Origin of the sequence: Flavobacterium sp. (assembly GCF_034111225.1) — a bacterium.
GTDB lineage: Bacteria > Bacteroidota > Bacteroidia > Flavobacteriales > Flavobacteriaceae > Flavobacterium.
This window is the reverse complement of record NZ_JAWUXR010000011.1, coordinates 131,872-152,577: the sequence shown is the minus strand read 5'-3', so window position 1 is coordinate 152,577 and position 20,706 is coordinate 131,872. Positions and strand designations below refer to the sequence as shown.

General features: G+C 29.2%; 24 protein-coding genes. 11 read left to right on the top strand and 13 right to left on the bottom strand.

The genetic code is table 11. The features are described from left to right. Window positions 1-8: 8 nt before the first annotated feature. The 4 genes from UXY25_RS05955 to UXY25_RS05940 all read right to left on the bottom strand — a co-directional run bounded on the left by UXY25_RS05955 (window position 9) and on the right by UXY25_RS05940 (window position 3,890). The gene (locus UXY25_RS05955; protein WP_320815094.1) at window positions 9-908 is read right to left on the bottom strand and encodes an ABC transporter ATP-binding protein; all 900 of its coding nucleotides are present in this window, start codon (window positions 906-908) and stop codon (window positions 9-11) included. Window positions 909-1,004: 96 nt separating this feature from the next. Then, window positions 1,005-2,378, bottom strand: a complete 1,374-nt coding sequence (locus UXY25_RS05950; protein WP_320815093.1) for a hypothetical protein — start codon at window positions 2,376-2,378, stop codon at window positions 1,005-1,007. 81 nt (window positions 2,379-2,459) lie between these two features. Beyond that, window positions 2,460-3,224 carry a TIGR02757 family protein gene (locus tag UXY25_RS05945; protein WP_320815092.1) on the bottom strand — a complete coding sequence of 255 codons (765 nt, stop codon included), beginning with the start codon at window positions 3,222-3,224 and terminating at the stop codon, window positions 2,460-2,462. A gap of 6 nt (window positions 3,225-3,230) precedes the next feature. Continuing rightward, complete coding sequence (locus UXY25_RS05940; protein WP_320815091.1) at window positions 3,231-3,890, bottom strand: ABC transporter ATP-binding protein; 660 nt, start codon at window positions 3,888-3,890, stop codon at window positions 3,231-3,233. A 147-nt stretch (window positions 3,891-4,037) separates the two neighbouring features. Between UXY25_RS05940 and msrA the strand changes: the two genes are divergently transcribed. Genes msrA through UXY25_RS05925 form a run of 3 tightly spaced genes read left to right on the top strand, consistent with a single transcriptional unit; the run spans window position 4,038 to window position 5,710 of the window. Beyond that, a complete protein-coding gene (gene msrA / locus UXY25_RS05935; protein ID WP_320815090.1) occupies window positions 4,038-4,679 on the top strand; it encodes a peptide-methionine (S)-S-oxide reductase MsrA in 642 nt (213 codons plus the stop codon). Between the two features lie 14 nt (window positions 4,680-4,693). Continuing rightward, window positions 4,694-5,362: a GTP cyclohydrolase I FolE gene (gene folE, locus UXY25_RS05930; protein ID WP_320815089.1), complete on the top strand. Its 669-nt coding sequence runs from the start codon at window positions 4,694-4,696 to the stop codon at window positions 5,360-5,362. A 51-nt stretch (window positions 5,363-5,413) separates the two neighbouring features. After that, window positions 5,414-5,710 carry a hypothetical protein gene (locus UXY25_RS05925; RefSeq protein ID WP_320815088.1) on the top strand — a complete coding sequence of 99 codons (297 nt, stop codon included), beginning with the start codon at window positions 5,414-5,416 and terminating at the stop codon, window positions 5,708-5,710. A 19-nt stretch (window positions 5,711-5,729) separates the two neighbouring features. Here the strand turns inward: UXY25_RS05925 and UXY25_RS05920 are convergent, their stop codons facing one another. The 6 genes from UXY25_RS05920 to UXY25_RS05895 all read right to left on the bottom strand — a co-directional run bounded on the left by UXY25_RS05920 (window position 5,730) and on the right by UXY25_RS05895 (window position 10,489). Further along, a complete protein-coding gene (locus UXY25_RS05920; RefSeq protein ID WP_320815087.1) occupies window positions 5,730-6,053 on the bottom strand; it encodes a DUF6787 family protein in 324 nt (107 codons plus the stop codon). A 3-nt stretch (window positions 6,054-6,056) separates the two neighbouring features. Beyond that, entirely contained in the window at window positions 6,057-6,488 is a 432-nt protein-coding gene (locus tag UXY25_RS05915) for a DUF6146 family protein (RefSeq protein ID WP_320815086.1), read from the bottom strand. A 78-nt stretch (window positions 6,489-6,566) separates the two neighbouring features. Then, window positions 6,567-7,184 (bottom strand): DUF937 domain-containing protein, encoded by a 618-nt coding sequence (locus UXY25_RS05910; RefSeq protein ID WP_320815085.1) that lies wholly within the window; start codon window positions 7,182-7,184, stop codon window positions 6,567-6,569. 43 nt (window positions 7,185-7,227) lie between these two features. Further along, window positions 7,228-8,184, bottom strand: coding sequence for a D-2-hydroxyacid dehydrogenase (locus UXY25_RS05905; protein WP_320815084.1), 957 nt, complete (start codon window positions 8,182-8,184; stop codon window positions 7,228-7,230). A gap of 49 nt (window positions 8,185-8,233) precedes the next feature. After that, window positions 8,234-9,304, bottom strand: a complete 1,071-nt coding sequence (gene serC, locus UXY25_RS05900) for a 3-phosphoserine/phosphohydroxythreonine transaminase (RefSeq protein ID WP_320815083.1) — start codon at window positions 9,302-9,304, stop codon at window positions 8,234-8,236. A gap of 123 nt (window positions 9,305-9,427) precedes the next feature. Further along, window positions 9,428-10,489 (bottom strand): acyl-CoA reductase, encoded by a 1,062-nt coding sequence (locus UXY25_RS05895; RefSeq protein WP_320815082.1) that lies wholly within the window; start codon window positions 10,487-10,489, stop codon window positions 9,428-9,430. Window positions 10,490-10,607: 118 nt separating this feature from the next. On the opposite strand from UXY25_RS05895, the gene UXY25_RS05890 reads away from it, so the two are divergent. Further along, window positions 10,608-10,958: a 4Fe-4S dicluster domain-containing protein gene (locus UXY25_RS05890; RefSeq protein WP_320815081.1), complete on the top strand. Its 351-nt coding sequence runs from the start codon at window positions 10,608-10,610 to the stop codon at window positions 10,956-10,958. 91 nt (window positions 10,959-11,049) lie between these two features. After that, complete coding sequence (locus UXY25_RS05885) at window positions 11,050-12,213, top strand: carboxypeptidase-like regulatory domain-containing protein (RefSeq protein WP_320815080.1); 1,164 nt, start codon at window positions 11,050-11,052, stop codon at window positions 12,211-12,213. 58 nt (window positions 12,214-12,271) lie between these two features. Here the strand turns inward: UXY25_RS05885 and UXY25_RS05880 are convergent, their stop codons facing one another. Continuing rightward, window positions 12,272-12,814, bottom strand: coding sequence for a hypothetical protein (locus UXY25_RS05880; protein ID WP_320815079.1), 543 nt, complete (start codon window positions 12,812-12,814; stop codon window positions 12,272-12,274). A 205-nt stretch (window positions 12,815-13,019) separates the two neighbouring features. Between UXY25_RS05880 and ychF the strand changes: the two genes are divergently transcribed. Both ychF and UXY25_RS05870 read left to right on the top strand, forming a co-directional pair. Continuing rightward, the gene (gene ychF, locus UXY25_RS05875; RefSeq protein ID WP_320815078.1) at window positions 13,020-14,114 is read left to right on the top strand and encodes a redox-regulated ATPase YchF; all 1,095 of its coding nucleotides are present in this window, start codon (window positions 13,020-13,022) and stop codon (window positions 14,112-14,114) included. A gap of 154 nt (window positions 14,115-14,268) precedes the next feature. After that, window positions 14,269-14,919, top strand: a complete 651-nt coding sequence (locus tag UXY25_RS05870) for a hypothetical protein (protein WP_320815077.1) — start codon at window positions 14,269-14,271, stop codon at window positions 14,917-14,919. 81 nt (window positions 14,920-15,000) lie between these two features. On the opposite strand, the gene UXY25_RS05865 is transcribed toward UXY25_RS05870, so the two are convergent. Beyond that, window positions 15,001-15,570, bottom strand: a complete 570-nt coding sequence (locus UXY25_RS05865) for a hypothetical protein (protein WP_320815076.1) — start codon at window positions 15,568-15,570, stop codon at window positions 15,001-15,003. Window positions 15,571-15,800: 230 nt separating this feature from the next. Here UXY25_RS05865 and UXY25_RS05860 point away from each other — a divergent pair, with 230 nt between their 5' ends. The 3 genes from UXY25_RS05860 to UXY25_RS05850 all read left to right on the top strand — a co-directional run bounded on the left by UXY25_RS05860 (window position 15,801) and on the right by UXY25_RS05850 (window position 18,058). Next, window positions 15,801-16,613, top strand: coding sequence for a winged helix-turn-helix domain-containing protein (locus tag UXY25_RS05860; protein ID WP_320815075.1), 813 nt, complete (start codon window positions 15,801-15,803; stop codon window positions 16,611-16,613). Between the two features lie 96 nt (window positions 16,614-16,709). Continuing rightward, window positions 16,710-17,375, top strand: a complete 666-nt coding sequence (locus tag UXY25_RS05855; RefSeq protein ID WP_320815074.1) for a hypothetical protein — start codon at window positions 16,710-16,712, stop codon at window positions 17,373-17,375. Then, a complete protein-coding gene (locus UXY25_RS05850) occupies window positions 17,375-18,058 on the top strand; it encodes a TIGR02117 family protein (protein WP_320815073.1) in 684 nt (227 codons plus the stop codon). Before UXY25_RS05855 ends, UXY25_RS05850 begins: the two co-directional genes overlap by 1 nt. A 136-nt stretch (window positions 18,059-18,194) precedes the next feature. Here the strand turns inward: UXY25_RS05850 and UXY25_RS05845 are convergent, their stop codons facing one another. After that, window positions 18,195-18,527, bottom strand: a complete 333-nt coding sequence (locus UXY25_RS05845) for a hypothetical protein (RefSeq protein ID WP_320815072.1) — start codon at window positions 18,525-18,527, stop codon at window positions 18,195-18,197. Between the two features lie 311 nt (window positions 18,528-18,838). On the opposite strand from UXY25_RS05845, the gene UXY25_RS05840 reads away from it, so the two are divergent. After that, a complete protein-coding gene (locus tag UXY25_RS05840) occupies window positions 18,839-20,695 on the top strand; it encodes a DNA topoisomerase IV subunit B (RefSeq protein WP_320815071.1) in 1,857 nt (618 codons plus the stop codon). Window positions 20,696-20,706: the final 11 nt, after the last annotated feature.

Genomic DNA, 20,706 nt, shown 5'->3' with positions numbered 1-20,706 from the left:
TTTAGGAATTAATTGTTGTTTGTTAGTTGTAAAAATTGCTCTTCTAAACTGTTTTTTCTTTTTACTAAATGATTTAAAACAATATCGTTTTGGAATAAATAAGTATTTAATTCTTTGGCTTCTAAGACATTATTTAGATAAACTAATAATTTCCCTTCTTCAGTAACTATTTTGTCAACAGATGGATGTTTTGCAAGTGTAGCTTCAAGTAAATGCATGTCGTCGGCTTGCAATTCAAAGAAACCTTCGCTAGAAAGCATTCCTTCGACCGTTCCTTGGTATAACATTTCTCCTTTTCGTAAAACCACAACATGGCTACATACTTTTTCTACTTCGTCTAATAAATGTGATGCTAATAAGATAGTAGTCCCTTGTGAAGCAATAACTCTAATTAAATCTCTAATTTGTCTAATTCCTTGTGGGTCTAAACCGTTTGTAGGCTCGTCTAAAATTAAAATTTCTGGATCATTTAGAAGTGCAGAAGCAATAGCTAGTCGTTGTTTCATTCCTAATGAAAACGTGCTAAATTTGTCATCTTTTCTATCCAATAAACCTACTAACTCTAATTTTTCTATTACTTTCTGAAATGGAATACTTTTAATTTTACAAACAAGTTTCAGGTTTTCTTCTGCTGTCATGTAAGGGTAAAAATTTGGGCGCTCAATTATTGCTCCAACTTTTTTTAGTGCTTCATGCGTTTCCATGGCACCATCAAACCATTTGTAATCTCCTGAAGTTTTATTTACAACATTAAGCGTTATCCCTAGTGTTGTAGATTTCCCTGAACCATTTGGTCCTAAAATTCCGTAGACATTTCCTTTTTTTATTTCGAAAGAAAGATTTTTCACAGCGTGTACTTTTCTGCCGTAAATCTTATTTAGATTTTGAATGGTAAGTATTGTTTCCAAAGTAATTGATTTTATTACAAGACGAGAATAAATGTATTATGTTACATTTTATTCTGAATTATAGAGATTGAAGCTTAATATTATTTTAAAAAATAATTATTTAGGAAATAAAACGGTTATAATTTCATCATAACTAGTTAATTCAATAGGATGAATTCGCATTTTTAAATTTACTTTACCTTTATTTTTTTTAATTTGTTTAAAATCTTCTTTTGTAAAGTATGCCAATTTTCCCTCATTAGTTAATCCCCAAAGTAAATTATCGTTTTCAGGATTAAATTTTATTTCATTCTTGTATCTATATAAAGAATTCCTACCCGTTTCAACAAGAACGATCTCCTTTAAGGCTATTTTATTATTGTTTTCATCTACATAAATCGGACTAATATTTCCTCCTTGAGGAAAATCTATTGGTCTATCTATATTTACAAATCCAAACTTGTTTACTTCTAAACTTCTAATGATTTTTTGACTTCCTTTTGTTTTTTGAATTTCGTTTTTAGCGAAAAAAAGTCTGTATTCTTCTAATTGGTTATTATAAATAGTCCAATCTCTTTCAATTTTATCTCTTTTATCCTTATCTTCTTTAATTCTTTTGGCATATTTATTTTGATACTTTTTAAGCGCTTTTGAATACTCTTTGTCGTTATTGAAAGCTAAACGGCAAATTACTTTTGTTTCTGAGTTTTCATTTAAATCAAATAATGAATGAAAAGTAACTTCATAAGTCCCATTTTTCAAATCTTTTATTTTAATATCTTTTGTGCTATTACGAACTTGTTTTCCGTCTATTGGTTCAAACCAAACATCTTTATATTCGGCTAAAGTATTCGATTCTTCCCTTTCATCTATAATTTGAAATGCAGCCTTTGTTGATAATTTTGGTGCAATAGGTAATTCGGGTAATTTAGCTAAAGCTTCTTCTTTTGATGATTCGCTTATTTTATCTTTTCCAGTTTCAACCCAAACTTTTGTGTCGTTTTCTAAGTCATAAGTGTTGAAATTGCTATCATTACTAAAACTATTTAACGTTACGTTTATTTTATTTTTCGGGTTTACTCTTAAATTTTCTTCAGGCAAATTTGCATTTATTTCAAACATACCAGCTGATTCAAATACTAATTGTACTTTTTTGTTAGTTGTAAAATTCATTGGAACTCCGGCTAAATAAATCTCCAAAGGATTAGATAAAGTTCTAAATTGAACGTCTACAAAATCGGTTACAACTTCTCCTTTAGAATTTAAAAATGCATTTTTTGGAATTTCAAGAACAGCTCCAGATTTATGATATATAACAGTATCCTTATTAGGATTAATTTTATAAGCATCATACTTTATATCAGCCTTTGGAATTGGTGTGTTTATTCCAGAAACTAAATCATCATTTTCAGAATTTATTGCCTCTTTTTTACAAGAAATGAACAAACAAATTAAAGCTAGAAATCCAATGTAGTTTTTGTATGGTTTCATTAGTAAATGGTTTTGGAGTGATTTTCTATTAACGCATGATAGTCCTTAATATTGTTGTATTTAACAAATGTTTTTTTACAATTAAAACTTTTCAAAAATACCTAGACCAAATAATGCAAAATCATATTTTGAAGGATCAATTGGGTCTAATTTCCGAAGATTTGTATCTAACTCTAGTAAAGCTTTTGCGTCGTTTTGTTTTCTTGTAAGTAGGCCTAGTTTTCTAGCAACATTTCCAGAATGAACATCAAGCGGACAAGAAACGGCACTTGGAGAAATGGATTTCCATATTCCAAAATCTACACCAGCATTATCTTGTCGAATCATCCAACGTAAAAACATGTTAATTCTTTTTGCTGCAGAGCCATTCATAGGGTCAGAAAAATGTTTGGTAGTTCTTTGTGGGTGTTCCAATTCGAAAAACACTTTTTTAGCTTCCGAAATACTTTTTTGTAGACTAGTTGTTTCTTGATTTTTAGCAAAAACAGTTTCTAAGCCTTTATGATTTTGGTAAATATTTTGGAGAGATTTTATAAAATAAACAGCATCGATTGCGTTAAATGTGCGATGAACAAAATTGGATAATGGTTCTAAATCATTTTCTTGGTGATTCATTACAAAATCATAAGGCGAATTGCCCATTATATTCATTAAGCGTTTAGCGTTGTTAATAATCATTTTGCGATTTCCCCAAGCAATTGTTGCGCTTAAAAAAGCGGAAATTTCAATATCTTCTTTTAAGGTAAATGAATGAGGGATTTGTATAGGATCGCTATCAATAAATTTCGGATTATTGTATAAAATTACTTTTTCGTCTAAAAATTCTTTGAGCTCAGATTGTGTCATGCTTATTTAAACAATGTTTCCGTCTACCATAACCAGTTTTCTATCGGCCATATTGGCTAATTCTTCGTTATGTGTAACAATTACAAAAGTTTGCCCAAATTCATCACGAAGTTTGAAAAACAATTGATGTAAATTTTCGGCAGTATTTGTATCCAAATTTCCAGAAGGTTCATCAGCAAAAATTACAGCAGGTTTGTTTATTAGAGCTCTTGCAACTGCTACACGTTGTTGTTCACCACCTGAAAGTTCATTTGGCTTATGGTTAATTCTATGCGAAAGACCTAAGAAATCTAATAACTTCTTAGCTTCATCTTCTACATCTTTTTTATTTCTTTTAGCAATAAAACCCGGAATACATACATTTTCTAATGCTGTAAATTCGGGTAATAATTGATGAAATTGAAAAATAAAACCTAAATTTAAGTTTCTAAATTGAGACATTGCTTTGTCTTTCATATTCAAAATATCTTCTCCATTAATAACTAGTGAAGTTGAAGCTTCTTTTGAAGGTAAATCTAAAGTGCCTAATATTTGTAAAAGTGTTGTTTTTCCTGCTCCTGAGGCACCAACAATAGAGACAATTTCCCCTTTTTTAATGTGCAAACTAACTCCTTTTAAAACATGAAGTTCGTCGTATTTTTTATGTAAGTTATTCGCAATAATCATAATCTAGCTTTGTACAAAGAAACTATTTTTTTTTCCTACTTAAAATCTATTTTATGTTTTATTTACGTATATGAAATATAATTTTTAGTTAAATATGTAAATTTGTTTAATTAAAAGCATACTTTTGTTAAACAAAATAATAATATTATGAAAAATTTATTAGTAGCATTATTATTCATTTTTCAATCTTGTCAATCACAAGAAAAGAAATCTGAAATTAAAGAATTTAAAGAACCTGTAAAAATGAAGATTGAAAATAATATGGAAATTGCCACGTTTGCTGGTGGATGCTTTTGGTGTACCGAAGCTATTTTTAATGAATTAAAAGGAGTTAAGAAAGTGATTTCTGGATACACAGGTGGAACGGTAAAAAACCCTTCTTATAGAGAGATTTGTAATGGAACTACTGGTCATGCAGAAGCTATTCAAATTACTTTTAATCCAAACGAAATAGCTTTTGAAGATTTATTAGAAGTGTTTTTTGGAACACATGACCCAACTACATTGAATAGGCAAGGTGCAGATGTGGGGACACAATACAGAAGTGAAGTTTTTTATCACTCATTGGAGCAAAAAGAAAAAACAGAAGCTTACATTCAATTTATTGAAAAAGAGAAATTGTATAGTAAAGCTATAGTTACGAAAATTTCATCGGCTGTTATTTTTTATGAAGCCGAAGAATATCATCAAGATTATTATGCATCAAATAGTGAACAAGGTTATTGTCAGATGGTGATTGCACCAAAATTGGAAAAATTGAGAAAATATTATAAATCAAAACTTAAATAGAAGGGGAAATTGCTATGAAAACTACTATTGAAAAAGAAATTTTTGATATTATTGGAGATAATCACCAAATGACATCTGCCGAAACACCAATGAGAGCTGATGCATTTGTGAAATCTGATGAAGAAAAAATGCTAGTTATTTCAAAACATTTTGAAGTAATTATGAATGAATTAGGACTTGATTTAACAGATGACAGCTTACGAGGTACTCCTCACAGAGTTGCAAAAATGTTTGTTAAAGAAATATTTTCAGGATTAAACCCTTTAAATAAGCCTAAAATTTCTGTATTTGATAATTCTTATCATTATGATAAAATGTTGGTTGAAGCTAATATAAGTTTTAATTCAACTTGTGAGCATCATTTCTTACCTATTGTTGGCAAGACTCATATAGGTTATATCTCATCTGGTAAAGTAATTGGATTGTCTAAACTAAATAGAATTGTTGATTATTATGCTAGAAGACCACAGGTGCAAGAGCGTATGATTATGCAGATATTTAATGAGTTAAAAACAGTTCTAGAAACCGAAAATGTTATGGTTGTAGTTGAAGCAAAACATTTATGTGTATCAAGTAGAGGTATTAAAGATGAATCAAGCTTTACTTCAACATTACAGTATGGTGGAGTTTTTAGTGATAGAGCATTTAGGGAAGATTTTTATAAATTAATTAGTAAAGAATAACTAATGGCATTCAATTTGATTATTAGAATTTAATTATTGTTACTTTTTAATATGAAAAATAAATTACAAATAAACGAAGATAAAAAACAATCAAATAAATTCAAAAAATTATATGCAGGTATTGTTTTCGATTTAATAGGAATGATTTCCTATCTAATACCTGTTTATGCTGAATCAATTGATTTAATTTGGGCTCCAATATCAGGAATACTTTTAATGAAAATGTATAAAGGTACAACTGGTAAAGTTGCCGGTGTAATAGGTTTTATTGAAGAGATATTACCTTTTATAGATGTTTTACCAACATTTACTTTAACTTGGCTCTATACTTATGTTTATAAAAAATAAAAGCTCCTTTTTGGAGCTTTTATTTTAATTTACTGTCTACATAATCAACTATAAAATCAAGTTTCATTCTGTATAACATTTTCTTTTCAAACTCCCAAAAGAATTTAAACTGTCCAAACAATGCTCCTATAAAAACTAGCAGTACTTGGTAAATTGGGAATAAAAGGAGTATTCTTAAAGGCCAATATAGCCAAAGTGACATGAGTTCTTTTGAAATTCCTAATATATTTGTTACTGGTTTAGATAAGTAAGTAGCTGTAGAGCCTGTAATTGCAAATACTATAAAAATGATTATTAATTGCCAATTATTGTCAATATTCCAACGTTCTTTTAATTTATTCATTTCTTAAATTCTTGGAGTAAAACCTCCTAATTTAGTTTTGTGTTTTAATTGAAAATACACCAAGTAATTATAAAGCATATAATTCACTTCATAACCAAAATTCACACTACTATCATAATTTATAAGCCAATCGTATATTGAGTTTAGTTGTGGTGAACGATTCACTCTGTAATTCCACTCCTGAACCCATACTTGATTTCTTATTTCTAAGTACGATTGTGAATAAAAACCTCTTGGTCTTGCAAAGGTATTAAACCAAGACGTAAAACCACCATCAATAATAATAATTTCATATTCTAAGGCTTCATTTGCAATTCTAATAGTGTCAGATTCAAGTTGTGTATTACTGTTTTTAAATTCAGTATTATTATTCTGACTTTTACAAGAAAAGATAAGCCCAATTATGCTCAAAATGATAATTATATATGTTTTCATGTCTTAGAAATTTTGTCTTATAAAGATAAAAAAAAGCACCAACAATGTTGATGCTTTTTAAATATAGCTATAATAATCTTATTTTTTTCCAAAAAGTCCGCTTAGTAAACCACCAAGACCACCTTTTTTCTTTCCGCTTAACGCAGACATAGCATCGCTAATATCTAATTTCCCATCTCCGTTTTGGTCTAATACTGATGTTAACATTGAGTTACCACCTGCGCCACCTAAAAGTCCGCCTAACATTCCGCCTAAATCAGAACTGTTAGAAACACCTTTACTTTTAGTTTGTTTTCCTAAGTAACCCATAACAATAGGAGCAAGCATAGGTAATATTTTAGAAATAATACTAGAATCAACTCCTGTTTTAGAGCTTAATCCTTGCACCATTGTGTCTTGATTTCCTCCTAAAACGTGTCCTAAAATTTTTGAACCATCAGAAAAATCACTACCATTTAAAAAGCTACCAAGGTTATCTAAGACACTTCCATCGTGCTTACCACTAGTTAAAGCGCCTAATAGCCCTGAAGCGCCTTCAGACGAGCTTAAATTGTTTTGCATGGCTCCCATAAGAGCTGGTAATCCAGATGAAACTACGTTTGTAGCTTGTGAAGCATTAATTCCTGTTTTTTGAGAAATTGAACTTACAAGTTCTTTACCCATAGCACTGTTTAATAAATCTGTAATTCCTGACATAATTTTATTTTAAATTTAATCTATAAAGCTACAAAAATAAATATTAACTGTTTTTAAGTAAGCTTATAATTTGTTCTGCAAGTTCAGTACCAATTCTATCTTGTGCTTCATTTGTTGCTGCTCCAATATGTGGAGTTAAAGATATTTTAGTATTCATTAAAATTTTCATTTCTGGTGTTGGTTCATTTTCAAAAACATCTAAGCCAGCAAATAAAACTTTTCCTTCGTCTAATGCTTCTACTAATGCTACTTCATCAATGACACCGCCACGAGCCGCATTCACGATTCCAACATCATTTTTCATTATTTTTATTTCATCTCTTCCTATTAAATAGCCATCTTGAGCAGGAACATGTACAGTAATGAAATCAGAATGTTTGAATAAATCTTCTAATGGTTCTGTTATAATATCAACATTGATAAATTGTCCGTTATAAAAATCAACTCTAATTACTGCTTCTCCAACATATTTATCAGATGCAATTACTTTCATGCCAAGTCCAAGAGCAATTTTAGCAACTGCTTGTCCAATTCGTCCAAAACCGATGATACCTAAAGTCTTTCCTCTTAGTTCTAAGCCATTTCCATAAGCTTTCTTTAAGCCATTAAAATTGGTATCGCCTTCAAGAGGCATTGTTCTATTAGCATCATGTAAAAAACGAACGCCAGAAAATAAATGTGCAAAAACCAATTCAGCTACTGATTCTGAGGATGCAGCTGGAGTATTGATAACATGTATTCCTTTACTACGAGCATAGTCTACATCAATATTATCCATTCCTACACCACCACGCCCAATAATTTTCAAACTTGGACAATTGTCAATAATATCCTGTCTTACTTTAGTTGCACTACGCACTAAAAGGACATCAATTGAATGTGTGTTTAGGTAATTTGCAACTTGCTCTTGAGCAACTTTTGTAGTAATAACTTCAAATCCTCCTTTTTCTAAGGCTTTAATTCCCTTTTTAGAAATTCCATCATTTGCTAATACTTTCATTTTTATGCTGAATTTATTTCAGCATCTTTCGATGCCAATTATTAATTTATTAAATATTTTTTTCTAACTCCTGCATTGCGTTTACCAATACTTGTACACTTTCTAGAGGTAAAGCATTATACATTGATGCTCTATATCCTCCCACAGAGCGGTGTCCATTTATACCAGTAACGCCTAGTGCTTTCCATATTTTATCAAACGCTTCTTTATGGTTTTCATCTACTAATAAAAAAGTAGCATTCATACTAGAACGATCTTCTTTATTTGCAGCTCCTTTAAATAAAGGGTTTCTATCTATTTCAGCGTAAAGCAAAGCTGCTTTTGTTTCATTCTCTTTTTCAATTGCTGCAATTCCGCCTTTAGCTTTTAACCATTGTAAAGTTAGTAATGATGTATATACAGCAAATACTGGTGGAGTATTATACATACTTTCTTTAGCAATATGCTGTTGGTAATTTAAAATATTAGGAATATTTCTACTTGTTTTTCCTAATAATTCTTCTTTAATAACTACTAAAGTAGTTCCAGCCGGACCCATATTTTTTTGAGCACCTGCGTAGATTAAATCAAATTTTGAAAAGTCTAAACTACGTGAAAAAATATCCGAACTCATATCACAAACAACAGGAATTGAAGTTTTAGGAAAAGATTTCATTTGTGTTCCAAAAATGGTGTTGTTTGAAGTACAGTGAAAATAATTTGCGTCTGAAGGAATTGAATAGTCTTTAGGGATAAAAGTATAGTTTGCATCATTAGAAGATGCAACAACAATCGTTTCGCCAAATGCTCTCGCTTCTTTAATGGCTCCATTTGCCCATGTTCCAGTGTCTAAATAAGCTGCTTTTCCATTTTCGTGCATTAAGTTTTGAGGAATTCTTAAAAATTCTAGACTAGCACCTCCTTGTAAAAACAAAGCTTGGTATCCTTTTCCTTCTAAGCCTAGAAGTTCTAATGCTAAAGCTCTTGCTTCTTCCATAACCGAAACAAAATCAGCGCTTCTATGTGAAATTTCTAAAATTGACAAACCCGAATCTTTGAAATTTAAAACTGCTTGAGCTGCTTTTTCAAAAACTTCTTGGGGTAAGATGCAAGGTCCTGCACTGTAATTGTGTTTTTTCATTTTTTAATATGAATAGTAGTTAGTTGTATTGTGCTACAAATTTCGTAAATACTCCATTAAAGGAGTGTTTATTTTAATTAAAATTTTACTTAATTGTTAACAATTAAAGTGAATAACATTTAATTAGTTTAGAGAATTTAAAAAGTCTAAAGTATCTACATTATCAGCATAATCCCAAAGATGTGGTTTTTGAGTTTGTCCAAATTCAATACTATTTTCCAATAAATTATTAGAAACAACACACTGAATTTGATTTGAATCATTTTCTAAACGCGTTTTTAGGTCGTTGATGTCTTCATAAAATTCATAAAATACACTTGAAATTGGAGATGAATAACTAGTGTCTTCTTTTAAAGTTAAAAATTCATTGTCTAGTAACTTGTAAAGACTCATTAAGAAAACAGCTTTGTTGTAGTCGTAATTATTAGCATATCTATCATAAAAAATAACATCTTTATATTTAAAAATAGATTCAAAAAAATGTTTAAAATCATATCCTTTTGGTACAAATAATTTTGAAACATTTCTACAGCCTAAACCAAAATATCTAAAAATGTCTTCACCAAGATTTTCTAACTCTTCAGTAGTTTCTTTTCCATTTAAAACCGCTACTGAATTTCTGTTTTTTCTAATGATACTTGGTTTTTTTTTGAAATAATATTCAAAATAACGAGAAGTATTGTTGCTGCCTGTTGCAATAACAGCATCAAAATTTTCTAATTTTCCTTCAACGAATGTTGTTTTCTCTTCTAACCTTTTGTCAATAGAAATTAGATAGTTGGCTAAAAATTTTATTAAATGTTGGTCGTTAGAAGAAGTTTTTACCAAAACATTATTCCCTGATATTAAAACCGATAAGAAATCATGAAAACCAACTAGCGGAATATTTCCAGCTAAAATGATTCCTATATTCTTATTCGAATTTTCTTTAAAAGTATAGTTGCTTAACCATTTGTTTAGATTTTCTTCTGTCAAAGCTTCTGCCCATGAAGTAATTGAAAAATATACTTGTTCTGGCGTAAACCAGCCATTATGAGATTGAGACAACTCTATTAAAGTTACAAATTCATCAAAATACAATGCATTGTTTTTTACATCAGATTTTTTTTCATTTTTTTCTAATGAATACTGACTTAAAAACTTACCTAATTCAATAAAACAATTTTTAATTTCAATTTGTAACATCTGTAACTTGTATATATGTGGTTTACATTGTAATTTTGCACAAAAATAAGGTTTTAGTTGTTTGTTAGAAAGTTTTTAACTCTTAACTTTATAACCTAGTAATTTATAATTTGAAGAAATGGCAATAATTATAACAGACGAATGTATTAATTGTGGAGCTTGTGAGCCAGAATGTCCTAATACAGCAATATACGAAGGCGCAGATGATTGGAGATACAAAGACGGAACAAAGCTAAACGGTAAAATTATTTTACCTGACGGTACAGAAGTTGATTCAGATGCAGCTCAAACACCTATTTCTGATGATGTGTATTACATTGTTCCAGGAAAATGTACCGAATGTAAAGGTTTCCATGAAGAGCCTCAATGCGCTGCAGTTTGCCCTGTTGATTGTTGTATTCCAGACGATGAACATGTAGAAAGCGAAGAAACGCTCTTAAACAGGCAAGCGTTTTTACATAACGAATAAATATAAGCTCCTCATTATGAGGAGTTTTTTTTGTTAAAAAATTGTCTATTTAAAGAATATTTATATATTTATACTAAGTAATTGCTAAATTATGAAATATACCTACATAATTATTTTAGCTTTATTTTTTGCAAATAGTTATTCTCAAGATAATGAAAAAACCATTATTTTGATGGATAAGGAATTCGACACTCCAATCGAAGATGCAACAATTACAATACTTAGAACCAATCAAGGCCTTATCAGTAATAAAGAAGGAGTTTTTAAAATTAATTTAAGTAGATCTTCAATTATTGAGATTTCGCATGTTTTTTATAAAGATCTAAGAATCTCTTCTAATTCTTTAAAAGAAAAAGAAAACATCATTTATCTAGAAAGTAATGCTAATAATTTAGAAGAAGTTGTTATTACAAATAAAGATCCTCAGGATATTTTAAAATCAATAGTTGAAAAATCTAGAAAAAAAATAACTGTTCCTGCAAATTTAAAAGTTTATACTAGAGAGTTCTTTAAGAAGAATGATATTTATAGTTACTATAACGATGGTTTGTTGAACTTTCAAATTCTTGACGATAACAATAAAGTAAAAACTGATATCCTTGTTGAACAAAACAGATCTATTGGTTTTTTAGATGATTTTGATAAAAGTATTTTAGGATACGACTTAAATAATTTAATGGAAAATTATTACATGTTTACCTATTTAGAAGATTTGTTGCATTCTAGGGCAAAAAAAATATATACTTTTCAAATTAGAAGTTATGCTCAAAATGATGCTTATAATTATGTAATTGTTAAGCCATTAACTTCAGTTCTTGGCGAGTTACATGAATATTCTGTTTTATACGATTCTAAGAATGAATTAATAATGGAAGTAAGTTCTGTTTTACCCAATGATAGAGTGTCAAAAGATAAAAGCTTATTAGATTTTAATAGAAAAAATATTTTCAAATCGGAGTATAAGAATGTCTATCGTTATGAAAGTCATCGCTATTATTTGGCAAGTTCTAAAGAAGAAATTGGATTTATTTCACATTCTAAAAAGAAAGAAGTAAAAGTTGAGATTAAAAATTACTTCATAACAACCGAATTCAGACCAAAAACGTTTAAATATAAAAATGAAGAAATATTTAAAGGAAAAACTTTAATAAATAAAACCAATAGTGTTCTTACCGACTATTGGGAACTTGATTCAGGGATTATCCTAACAAAAGATGAAGAATCCATTTTAAAAAGCTTAGTTGTTATTGATTAAAAAAAAGCCCTTCAATTGAAGGGCTTTTTAAACTAAAAACTACTTAAACTAAACTAGATTATTGTTCATTTTCAATTACATACTTTTCCTTAATCATACTATCTGTTTTTGGATCGTATGTTTCTAAAACTAAATTACCGTTTTCATCAAAATAACCTACAGATACTTTGTTTTTACTTCTAAAAAGATAATTATTATTTGATGTTTTTCTCAATATTCCATTAGCAGTTTTTTTATTTCTGTTTAATAAAATATACCCTTTATTATCTGATTTTATTTCATATTTAGTTCCGTCTAAATCATAATAAGAAGAATGATCAACATCTATATATTTTGTTTCTCCATCTACTTTTACTTCGTTAGTAGTAGTTACAATTACTGGAGTTGGCTTCATGTCTTTGTTCAATTTTTTAGAGTTCGCATTTTCAAACTCAATTTCCTGAACTTCTTTAATTTCTTCTGTTTTTACAATTTTACTTTCTCCTTTAGAGTCTTTAATAGTTGTAGTTGTCGTTTTTGTTTCTTCTTTTACGTTTTTGTTTTGTCCAAAAACTGTGCTTGTCATAAAAATTAATGATAGCACCATGATTATTGTTTTCATAATATAATGTTTTATATGTTAATTAGTTACAAATCTAGCCCCGTTTACTTCAACTTATGTTATATAACTAATTGTTAATTTTACATAATTCCCACTTCTATATTAATCTCATTTTTGTGCTTTAAACATAATTAGCTTTTTGTTAAACTTTGTTACTCAATAACTTTTAAACTATATTTGCACACTTTTAAAAAATACATTCACAATGAAAGCAGGAATTGTAGGATTACCAAATGTTGGAAAATCAACTTTATTTAATTGTTTGTCAAATGCAAAAGCACAAAGCGCAAACTTTCCTTTTTGTACAATTGAACCAAATATTGGTGTTGTAAACGTACCCGATCCAAGAATTAACCGTCTAGAAGAATTGGTTAAACCAGAAAGAGTACAAATGGCAACTGTTGATATTGTTGATATTGCAGGATTAGTAAAAGGAGCAAGTAAAGGAGAAGGATTAGGAAATCAATTCCTTGGAAACATTAGAGAGTGTAATGCAATTATTCACGTATTACGTTGTTTTGATAACGATAATATTATTCATGTTGATGGAAATGTAAATCCTATTCGCGATAAAGAAACAATTGATATCGAATTGCAGTTAAAAGATTTAGAAACAGTTGAAAAACGTTTAGAAAAAACAAATCGCGCTGCAAAAACAGGAAATAAAGAAGCGCAAGTTGAAAAAGCGTTGTTAGATAGAATCCGTGAAGCTTTATTACAAGCAAAATCGGCTCGTACGGTTGTTGCTCAAAATGCTGACGAAGAAGCTTTAATGGAAGAATTCCAATTAATTACTTTAAAACCTGTTTTATATGTATGTAATGTAGATGAAGAATCTGCAGTTAAAGGAAACACATATGTTGAGCAAGTAAGAGAATTAGTAAAAGACGAACAAGCAGAAGTGATTATTCTTTCAGTAGGAGCAGAAGCTGATATTACTGAATTAGAAAGCTACGAAGAAAGACAAGTATTTTTAGAAGACATGGGATTAACAGAGCCAGGTTCGGCAGTGTTAATTCGTGCAGCATATAAATTATTAAACTTACAAACGTATTTTACAGCAGGAGTTAAAGAAGTAAGAGCTTGGACTATCAATGTTGGAAATACTGCACCACAAGCTGCTGGAGTTATCCATACTGACTTTGAAAAAGGATTCATTCGTGCAGAAGTTATTGCATTTGAAGACTATTCAAACTTTGGAACAGAAGCAAAAGTAAAAGAAGCTGGTAAATTAAGAGTAGAAGGAAAAGAATACATCGTTAAAGATGGTGATGTAATGCATTTCCGTTTTAACGTATAGTTAATATAACTGTCACACTGAGCTTGTCGAAGTGATGTGAAATTTTTAAAAACCTGTAAAGAGATTTACAGGTTTTTTTATTTTTAAAATTTGAAAACAGAAAACATTCATAAATTCAATTATATTTGTTTCTACTTATAATCCTATTTTCAAAATGAAAAATTATTTATTATTATTTACTTTCTTTTTATTATTTGGGAATGCTTTTGCTGAAAATAAAAATGTTGTAAAAACTAAATTTAGTGAAATTACCGTAACATTAAATGATGGACAAGTAAAATCGGGGAAAATAAAACATCCTTATGATTTAAATAAAAAAATAGAAATTATTTTAGCATCTGGAGAGAAAGTTAAAATCGATAATTTACTGGTAAAACAAGTTGTTATTAAACATGAAAGTGGTTTCAATTTAACATTTCAAAATGTCACTTATTATGCTAGTAAACTAAGATTAAATTATAAAATTAGTAAAAAACCAAAATTGATGTTAGTTGTAATGAAAGAACTTTTAACAATCTATTTTGATAATGGAGTAAGCTATACAAATATGTCTGCTAATGGATTAATAACTTCAACAAATTATAATAATTATTATGCATTTAGAGAAGGAGAAGAAGCTGCTTATTTAATTTCTGGCTATGTTAATGGTCAGCTTAATCCAAATGTTTTATTTAAAACATTTGCTTCAAAATATTTTGAAGATTATCCTGAACTTTCTAAAAAAATTGAAGATAAAGAATATAAATACACAGATATAATAACCGTTTGTGTAGAATATATAAATTGGAAAAAATCAAAAAACTAATTTTTTAAGCCGCAATTTTATTGCGGTTTTTTTTGGTTCAATATTTTTTTTAACTGTAAAAATTGGTCACGTGATTTATTTTTAACAATTATTAATCTCAAATTTTACTACGCCATTTTTACATTTAATGATAACAGGTATTTTTTCAAAAGTGCAACGAGGCTCAATAGTAAACTGAATAAACCCATTAATTTCAAAATCTTCTGTAGTGGTAATTTCAAGTTTTTGTTTATAGGATGTATTTACGCCTACCCAGCTTGTCAAACCTTTGTCATTTGTACTGGAATCATAGTTTTTATTAGTGAGCGGTGTTTCAATAAAATTGTTTTTTAGTATAAAGAAATCATTATTGTTTACAAAAAAAGCAAATTTTCCAGATAAATCTCCTTTGGCATTTGGAGAAGCATAATAAGCATTATTGTATAGTAACATTTGTATCTCTAAATCATAAATTCCATTACTTAATTTATGTACGTCTAGTATTAGTTCATAAGGTTCAGATGGAAGATTCGGACCGTAAACAGGTTGCATACTAACTTCTGATTTTGGAATTTCTGCCAAAACGGTTTCGGAATTAAGTTTAGTTTTTGAATGATCTATTTTGCAACTTAGTAAGATAAATAAGCTAAAGAAAAGAATTGTGTTTTTCATTTTTATTGTTTTTAGGAATTACTATTGAGTTAAAAATGGCAACAATTTTGGTTATTATTTGAATACAGAGTAAAGCTACTATTAGTTCAATCTTAAAGTGTCAAAAAAATGTAAAAAAAGTGTCAATAGTTATAAAATGTCATGAAATTGTATAATATTTACAAATGATTATGAATTACTGTATCAAAAATCTACTTAAATTCTTGACCTTTTTCGGGTTGTTCCTACTAATGTTTTCATGTTCAAATGAGTCACATAACGACGCTTCTGGACTTGTAAAAGTTGTATTACGCAATGTAGGACATCAATTGCTATTTCTCAACCAAGATTCTATATCGATAGTAAAACCTGTTAAAAAATTAGACGAATTGAAATTTCAATTATCGTTTGAAAAGAGTTTAGTTATACATCCCGATAGTTTGGTTTACCTTGTTAAATACAACTTTCAAAAAGCAAACTTACCACAACATTATTTGGTTGAAGTAGTGCAATGTGAAGACAACGAAGTAGCTTATAGTTACCAAATGCAACAAAATAGAGAAAAAAGCATACTTCCTTGTGGTGGAAGGCAATTAAAAAGAGGCTGTTATCTCATAAACATAAGATTTACAAAGAGTATAGAGGCTGATAAAAGTTATTCTTATTCTTGGTTGCTCTATATCTTATTAATTGGAATTTTTGTAGGTATAATGCTTTTTTATTTCAAACTAAAAGCTAAATTTTTTCCTGAAGAATATTCCGAAAATTATACATCCATTGGAAAGTATAAGTTTTATCCTGAACAAAATAAATTGATAAAAGAAGCTCTTGAAATTAGTCTATCCAAAAAAGAATGTGAATTGTTAGCTGTTTTTATTTCTAAGCCTAATCAAATTATTAAAAGAGAGGAATTGTCTAAAAAAGTTTGGGAAGATAACGGTGTATTTGTAGGAAGAAGCCTTGATACTTATATTTCAAAACTTAGATTGAAATTTAAATCGGACGAGTCTGTTAAAATTATAAATATTCATGGAGTTGGTTATAAATTAGAGATTTGCAACTAATTTATATTATTTTCTAAAAAACATAAATAAAAAACCTGTAAAGAAATTTACAGGTTTTTTTGGTTCAATATTTGATGATAAATAACAAAAGCTACTATGAAAAAAATATTTTCACTACTCTTTGTTTGTACCGTTATTGCTTCTTGTAGGGAAATAGCTTCTGTTCCTGTAGGAAACACATTTTATTTCGATAATCCACAGCCTATAAACGATTCCGAATTAAAATCATTTCCTAGTAAGTTTTTAGGCATTTATATGAATTCTGATTCTACTTTCTTAGATTTTCAGAAAGAGGTTATTTTAGAAAATTTTATATGGAAGAGTAAAATTCCGTTAACTGATTTAGATTCTCTGAAATTAGAATTTGATTTCTCCGATAATGAAATGATATCAAAAGATAGAAGCTTGAAATTTTCATTTCGTCGATTAAAAGATTCTATTGAAATTTATGAAAAAAGAATTGATACCATTTTTAGCTTTTCATCTTTTCAAAAAGTCAAGCGAATAAATGGAAATTTAGTAATAAGTGAAAAAGATTCTGCTTATTGGAATATAAAATTATTAAGCTTCGATAAAGACAAACTAACTGTAAAACAATTGTATTCTGATTCTGATTTAAAGAAAATGGATTCTATTATGAAAGTAAAGTCTAAAATGATTGACTCAACCACATATGTGATTTCACCTTCAAGAAGTGAATTTAAGAAAGTGTTTAAGTTAAAGAATTTTGGATATGACAGTAGATATAAAAAAATTGATTAATGAAACACTTTAAAAAAGCATTTAAACTTCTTTTAAAAACCTTAATTGGTTTTGTGGCATTTCTATTAATCTATGTGCTTTTGGTTTTTATATTCTCTATAATTCCAATTAATTCAGCTGATAACAACGATTCTAAAGAAATTGAAATTTATATTCTCACAAATGGAGTGCATACAGATATTGTAGTACCAATAAAAAACGACATAAAAGATTGGTCTAGGGAGATTTCATATTTACATACAAAAAAGAAAGATTCCACAATGAGTCATTTAGCTTTTGGTTGGGGAGATAGAGGTTTTTATTTAGACACACCTACTTGGGCAGATTTAAAAGTTTCAACAGCTCTTAAAGCAACAACAGGTTTAAGTTCTTCAGCAATGCATGTTACCTTTTATAAAAGCTTGCGAGAAGATGAAAGTTGTAAGAAGATGAAAATTTCAGCAGAAAACTATAAAAAACTAATGCAATATATAAGCGCAAGTTTTTTATTAGACAAACAAAGTAAAATACAACGAATTGGCAACCATTCTTATGGTGTAAGTGATGTTTTTTACGAGGCAAAAGGCAGTTATAACTTATTTTATACCTGTAATTCTTGGGCAAATGGAGCTTTAAAAGCTGCCAACCAAAAAGCAGCACTTTGGACGGTTCTAGATAAAGGGATTTTTTGGCATTATGAGTAATTTTGGCAAAAAATAAAATTAGAAAGTATGCTCTTGCCTAAGTCATTTCTTTTAACTGCTGTTAGCAGTTCGGTTTTTATAATTTAGTAGTATTTATTTTTCTGTTTTCACTTTATTTAGTTTTGATTTTAAGCTTTTATTTTTTTAACGGAATTACTATTTTAAACCATTGTAATTCGCCTTTGCTTTTATAACTAACAGATATTTGAATTTCACCATTTTTTAAATGATCTTCAGTTGGTGATATATCTATTAAAATTTCATTTTGATTTGATGATTTTGGATTAGAAAACGTTACTGTTGGTCCAACAAATGCGCATATTTGTGGGTCAATATTTTCAAAAGTAAATTTTGTATTTGTTGTTTTGTTTATTTCTAGATATTTATTTCCAGTTAATATTTCAAAAGTAATTTTTTCAGCGCCATTTATAAATTCAAAACTTTCATTAGAAGGGATATTTTTTTTCATACCGCAATTCGTTATAAACAAAATACTTGTAAGAATTAAAATTAATTTCATTTTACAAAACTTCATGTCTTTTTTTTTAATAGGTTTTTCTAAGTTCCGTTAAACTGACGGCTAACTAGTGTATATATTCAACTAACAAATCGCTATAATCATTTGTAAGTATTTACAGTCAAATATAAATAAAAAATATATAAAATCTCATCATTTATTCAACTTCTGTTTTCTAACTTATTTTTGTCAATAACTTCTACTTGGCCTGCTTTTATTTTTTATAGATATATGGTATATTGCACAAAATCCAAAAATTACAAATGGCTGACGAAATTAAATACGACGAAGACAATATACGATCGCTCGATTGGAAAGAGCACATCCGTATGCGTCCCGGAATGTATATTGGAAAGTTGGGTGATGGGTCGTCACCAGATGATGGAATTTACATTCTTCTAAAAGAAGTTATGGACAACTGTATCGATGAATTTGTCATGGGTGCAGGAAAAACTATTGAAGTTACTATTAAAGAAAAAATGGTTACGGTTCGCGATTACGGGCGTGGAATTCCGTTAGGAAAAGTAATAGACGTTGTTTCTAAAATGAATACCGGTGGAAAGTACGACTCTAAAGCCTTCAAAAAATCGGTTGGTTTAAATGGAGTAGGTACAAAAGCGGTAAACGCACTTTCTAATTATTTTCGTGTAGAATCTGTTCGTGATAACCAACAAAAAGCAGCCGAATTCTCTGCAGGTAATTTAACGCTTGATGAAGATGTTATAGAATCTACAAAGCGAAAAGGAACAAAGGTTTCTTTTATTGCCGATGAATTAATCTTTAAAAATTATAAGTATCGTAATGAGTACATCATTAAAATGCTTAAAAATTACTGTTACTTAAATCGTGGGTTGACCATTATTTATAACGGTGAAAAATACATTTCTGAAAACGGATTAAAAGATTTATTAGACGAAAATATCTCGGAAGAAGATATGGTGTATCCAATTATTCACATTGAAGGTGAAGATATTGAAGTAGCCATTACGCATAGTAAAACGCAATATTCAGAAGAATACCATTCATTTGTAAACGGACAAAATACAACGCAAGGAGGAACGCACTTAACTGCTTTTCGTGAAGCAATTGTTCGTGCTATAAAAGAATTTTACAATAAGAATTTCGAAGCTTCAGATGTTCGTAAATCGATTGTTTCTGCAGTTTCGGTTAAAGTAGAAGAGCCTGTTTTCGAAAGTCAGACGAAAACCAAATTAGGTTCTATGGATATTGGTCCAAATGGCCCTACGGTTCGAACATTCGTAAATGATTTCATTAAAGTAAAGTTAGATAACTTCTTGCATAAAAATCCAGAAGTTGCCGATGCGTTATTGCGTAAGATATTACAAGCAGAACGCGAACGTAAAGAGCTTTCAGGAATTCGTAAGCTTGCAAAAGATAGAGCTAAGAAGTCTAATTTACACAATAAAAAACTACGCGATTGCCGTGTGCATTTAGGAGATGCTAAAAATCCAAGAAGTTTAGAAAGTACGCTTTTTATAACCGAGGGAGATTCGGCTTCGGGTTCTATTACTAAATCGCGAGATGTAAATACGCAAGCGGTTTTTAGTTTGCGTGGTAAGCCTTTAAATTCGTACGGGATGTCTAAAAAGATCGTGTACGAAAACGAAGAATTCAACTTATTGCAAGCAGCTTTGAATATTGAAGAAGACATGGAAGATTTGCGTTACAATAATATTGTAATTGCAACTGATGCTGATGTCGATGGAATGCACATTCGTTTGCTTTTAATTACTTTCTTTTTACAATTCTTTCCAGAGTTAATTAAAGACGGACATTTGTATATTTTACAAACGCCTTTATTTAGAGTTCGAAATAAAAAGGAAACCATTTATTGTTATAGCGATGAAGAACGAAAAGATGCCATTGAAAAGTTAAAACCAAAACCAGAAATCACCCGATTCAAAGGGCTTGGGGAAATTTCACCAGATGAGTTTAAGTTTTTTATTGGAGAAGATATACGTTTAGATCCTGTTATGTTAGATAAGGCAACTTCAATAGAAACCTTATTAGAGTTTTATATGGGTAAAAATACACCAGACAGACAAGAATTCATCATCAATAATTTGAAGGTGGAGTTAGATGTAATTGAAAAAGAGTAATAAAAGCATAA

Coding starts and splice junctions, on each gene's coding strand:
- UXY25_RS05950 (WP_320815093.1), bottom strand. CDS start 2,378: ATGAAACCATACAAAAACTACATTGGATTTCTAGCTTTAATTTGTTTG.
- UXY25_RS05945 (WP_320815092.1), bottom strand. CDS start 3,224: ATGACACAATCTGAGCTCAAAGAATTTTTAGACGAAAAAGTAATTTTA.
- UXY25_RS05940 (WP_320815091.1), bottom strand. CDS start 3,890: ATGATTATTGCGAATAACTTACATAAAAAATACGACGAACTTCATGTT.
- msrA (WP_320815090.1), top strand. CDS start 4,038: ATGAAAAATTTATTAGTAGCATTATTATTCATTTTTCAATCTTGTCAA.
- folE (WP_320815089.1), top strand. CDS start 4,694: ATGAAAACTACTATTGAAAAAGAAATTTTTGATATTATTGGAGATAAT.
- UXY25_RS05925 (WP_320815088.1), top strand. CDS start 5,414: ATGAAAAATAAATTACAAATAAACGAAGATAAAAAACAATCAAATAAA.
- UXY25_RS05920 (WP_320815087.1), bottom strand. CDS start 6,053: ATGAATAAATTAAAAGAACGTTGGAATATTGACAATAATTGGCAATTA.
- UXY25_RS05915 (WP_320815086.1), bottom strand. CDS start 6,488: ATGAAAACATATATAATTATCATTTTGAGCATAATTGGGCTTATCTTT.
- UXY25_RS05910 (WP_320815085.1), bottom strand. CDS start 7,184: ATGTCAGGAATTACAGATTTATTAAACAGTGCTATGGGTAAAGAACTT.
- UXY25_RS05905 (WP_320815084.1), bottom strand. CDS start 8,184: ATGAAAGTATTAGCAAATGATGGAATTTCTAAAAAGGGAATTAAAGCC.
- serC (WP_320815083.1), bottom strand. CDS start 9,304: ATGAAAAAACACAATTACAGTGCAGGACCTTGCATCTTACCCCAAGAA.
- UXY25_RS05895 (WP_320815082.1), bottom strand. CDS start 10,489: ATGTTACAAATTGAAATTAAAAATTGTTTTATTGAATTAGGTAAGTTT.
- UXY25_RS05890 (WP_320815081.1), top strand. CDS start 10,608: ATGGCAATAATTATAACAGACGAATGTATTAATTGTGGAGCTTGTGAG.
- UXY25_RS05885 (WP_320815080.1), top strand. CDS start 11,050: ATGAAATATACCTACATAATTATTTTAGCTTTATTTTTTGCAAATAGT.
- UXY25_RS05880 (WP_320815079.1), bottom strand. CDS start 12,814: ATGAAAACAATAATCATGGTGCTATCATTAATTTTTATGACAAGCACA.
- ychF (WP_320815078.1), top strand. CDS start 13,020: ATGAAAGCAGGAATTGTAGGATTACCAAATGTTGGAAAATCAACTTTA.
- UXY25_RS05870 (WP_320815077.1), top strand. CDS start 14,269: ATGAAAAATTATTTATTATTATTTACTTTCTTTTTATTATTTGGGAAT.
- UXY25_RS05865 (WP_320815076.1), bottom strand. CDS start 15,570: ATGAAAAACACAATTCTTTTCTTTAGCTTATTTATCTTACTAAGTTGC.
- UXY25_RS05860 (WP_320815075.1), top strand. CDS start 15,801: ATGTTTTCATGTTCAAATGAGTCACATAACGACGCTTCTGGACTTGTA.
- UXY25_RS05855 (WP_320815074.1), top strand. CDS start 16,710: ATGAAAAAAATATTTTCACTACTCTTTGTTTGTACCGTTATTGCTTCT.
- UXY25_RS05850 (WP_320815073.1), top strand. CDS start 17,375: ATGAAACACTTTAAAAAAGCATTTAAACTTCTTTTAAAAACCTTAATT.
- UXY25_RS05845 (WP_320815072.1), bottom strand. CDS start 18,527: ATGAAAAAAAATATCCCTTCTAATGAAAGTTTTGAATTTATAAATGGC.
- UXY25_RS05840 (WP_320815071.1), top strand. CDS start 18,839: ATGGCTGACGAAATTAAATACGACGAAGACAATATACGATCGCTCGAT.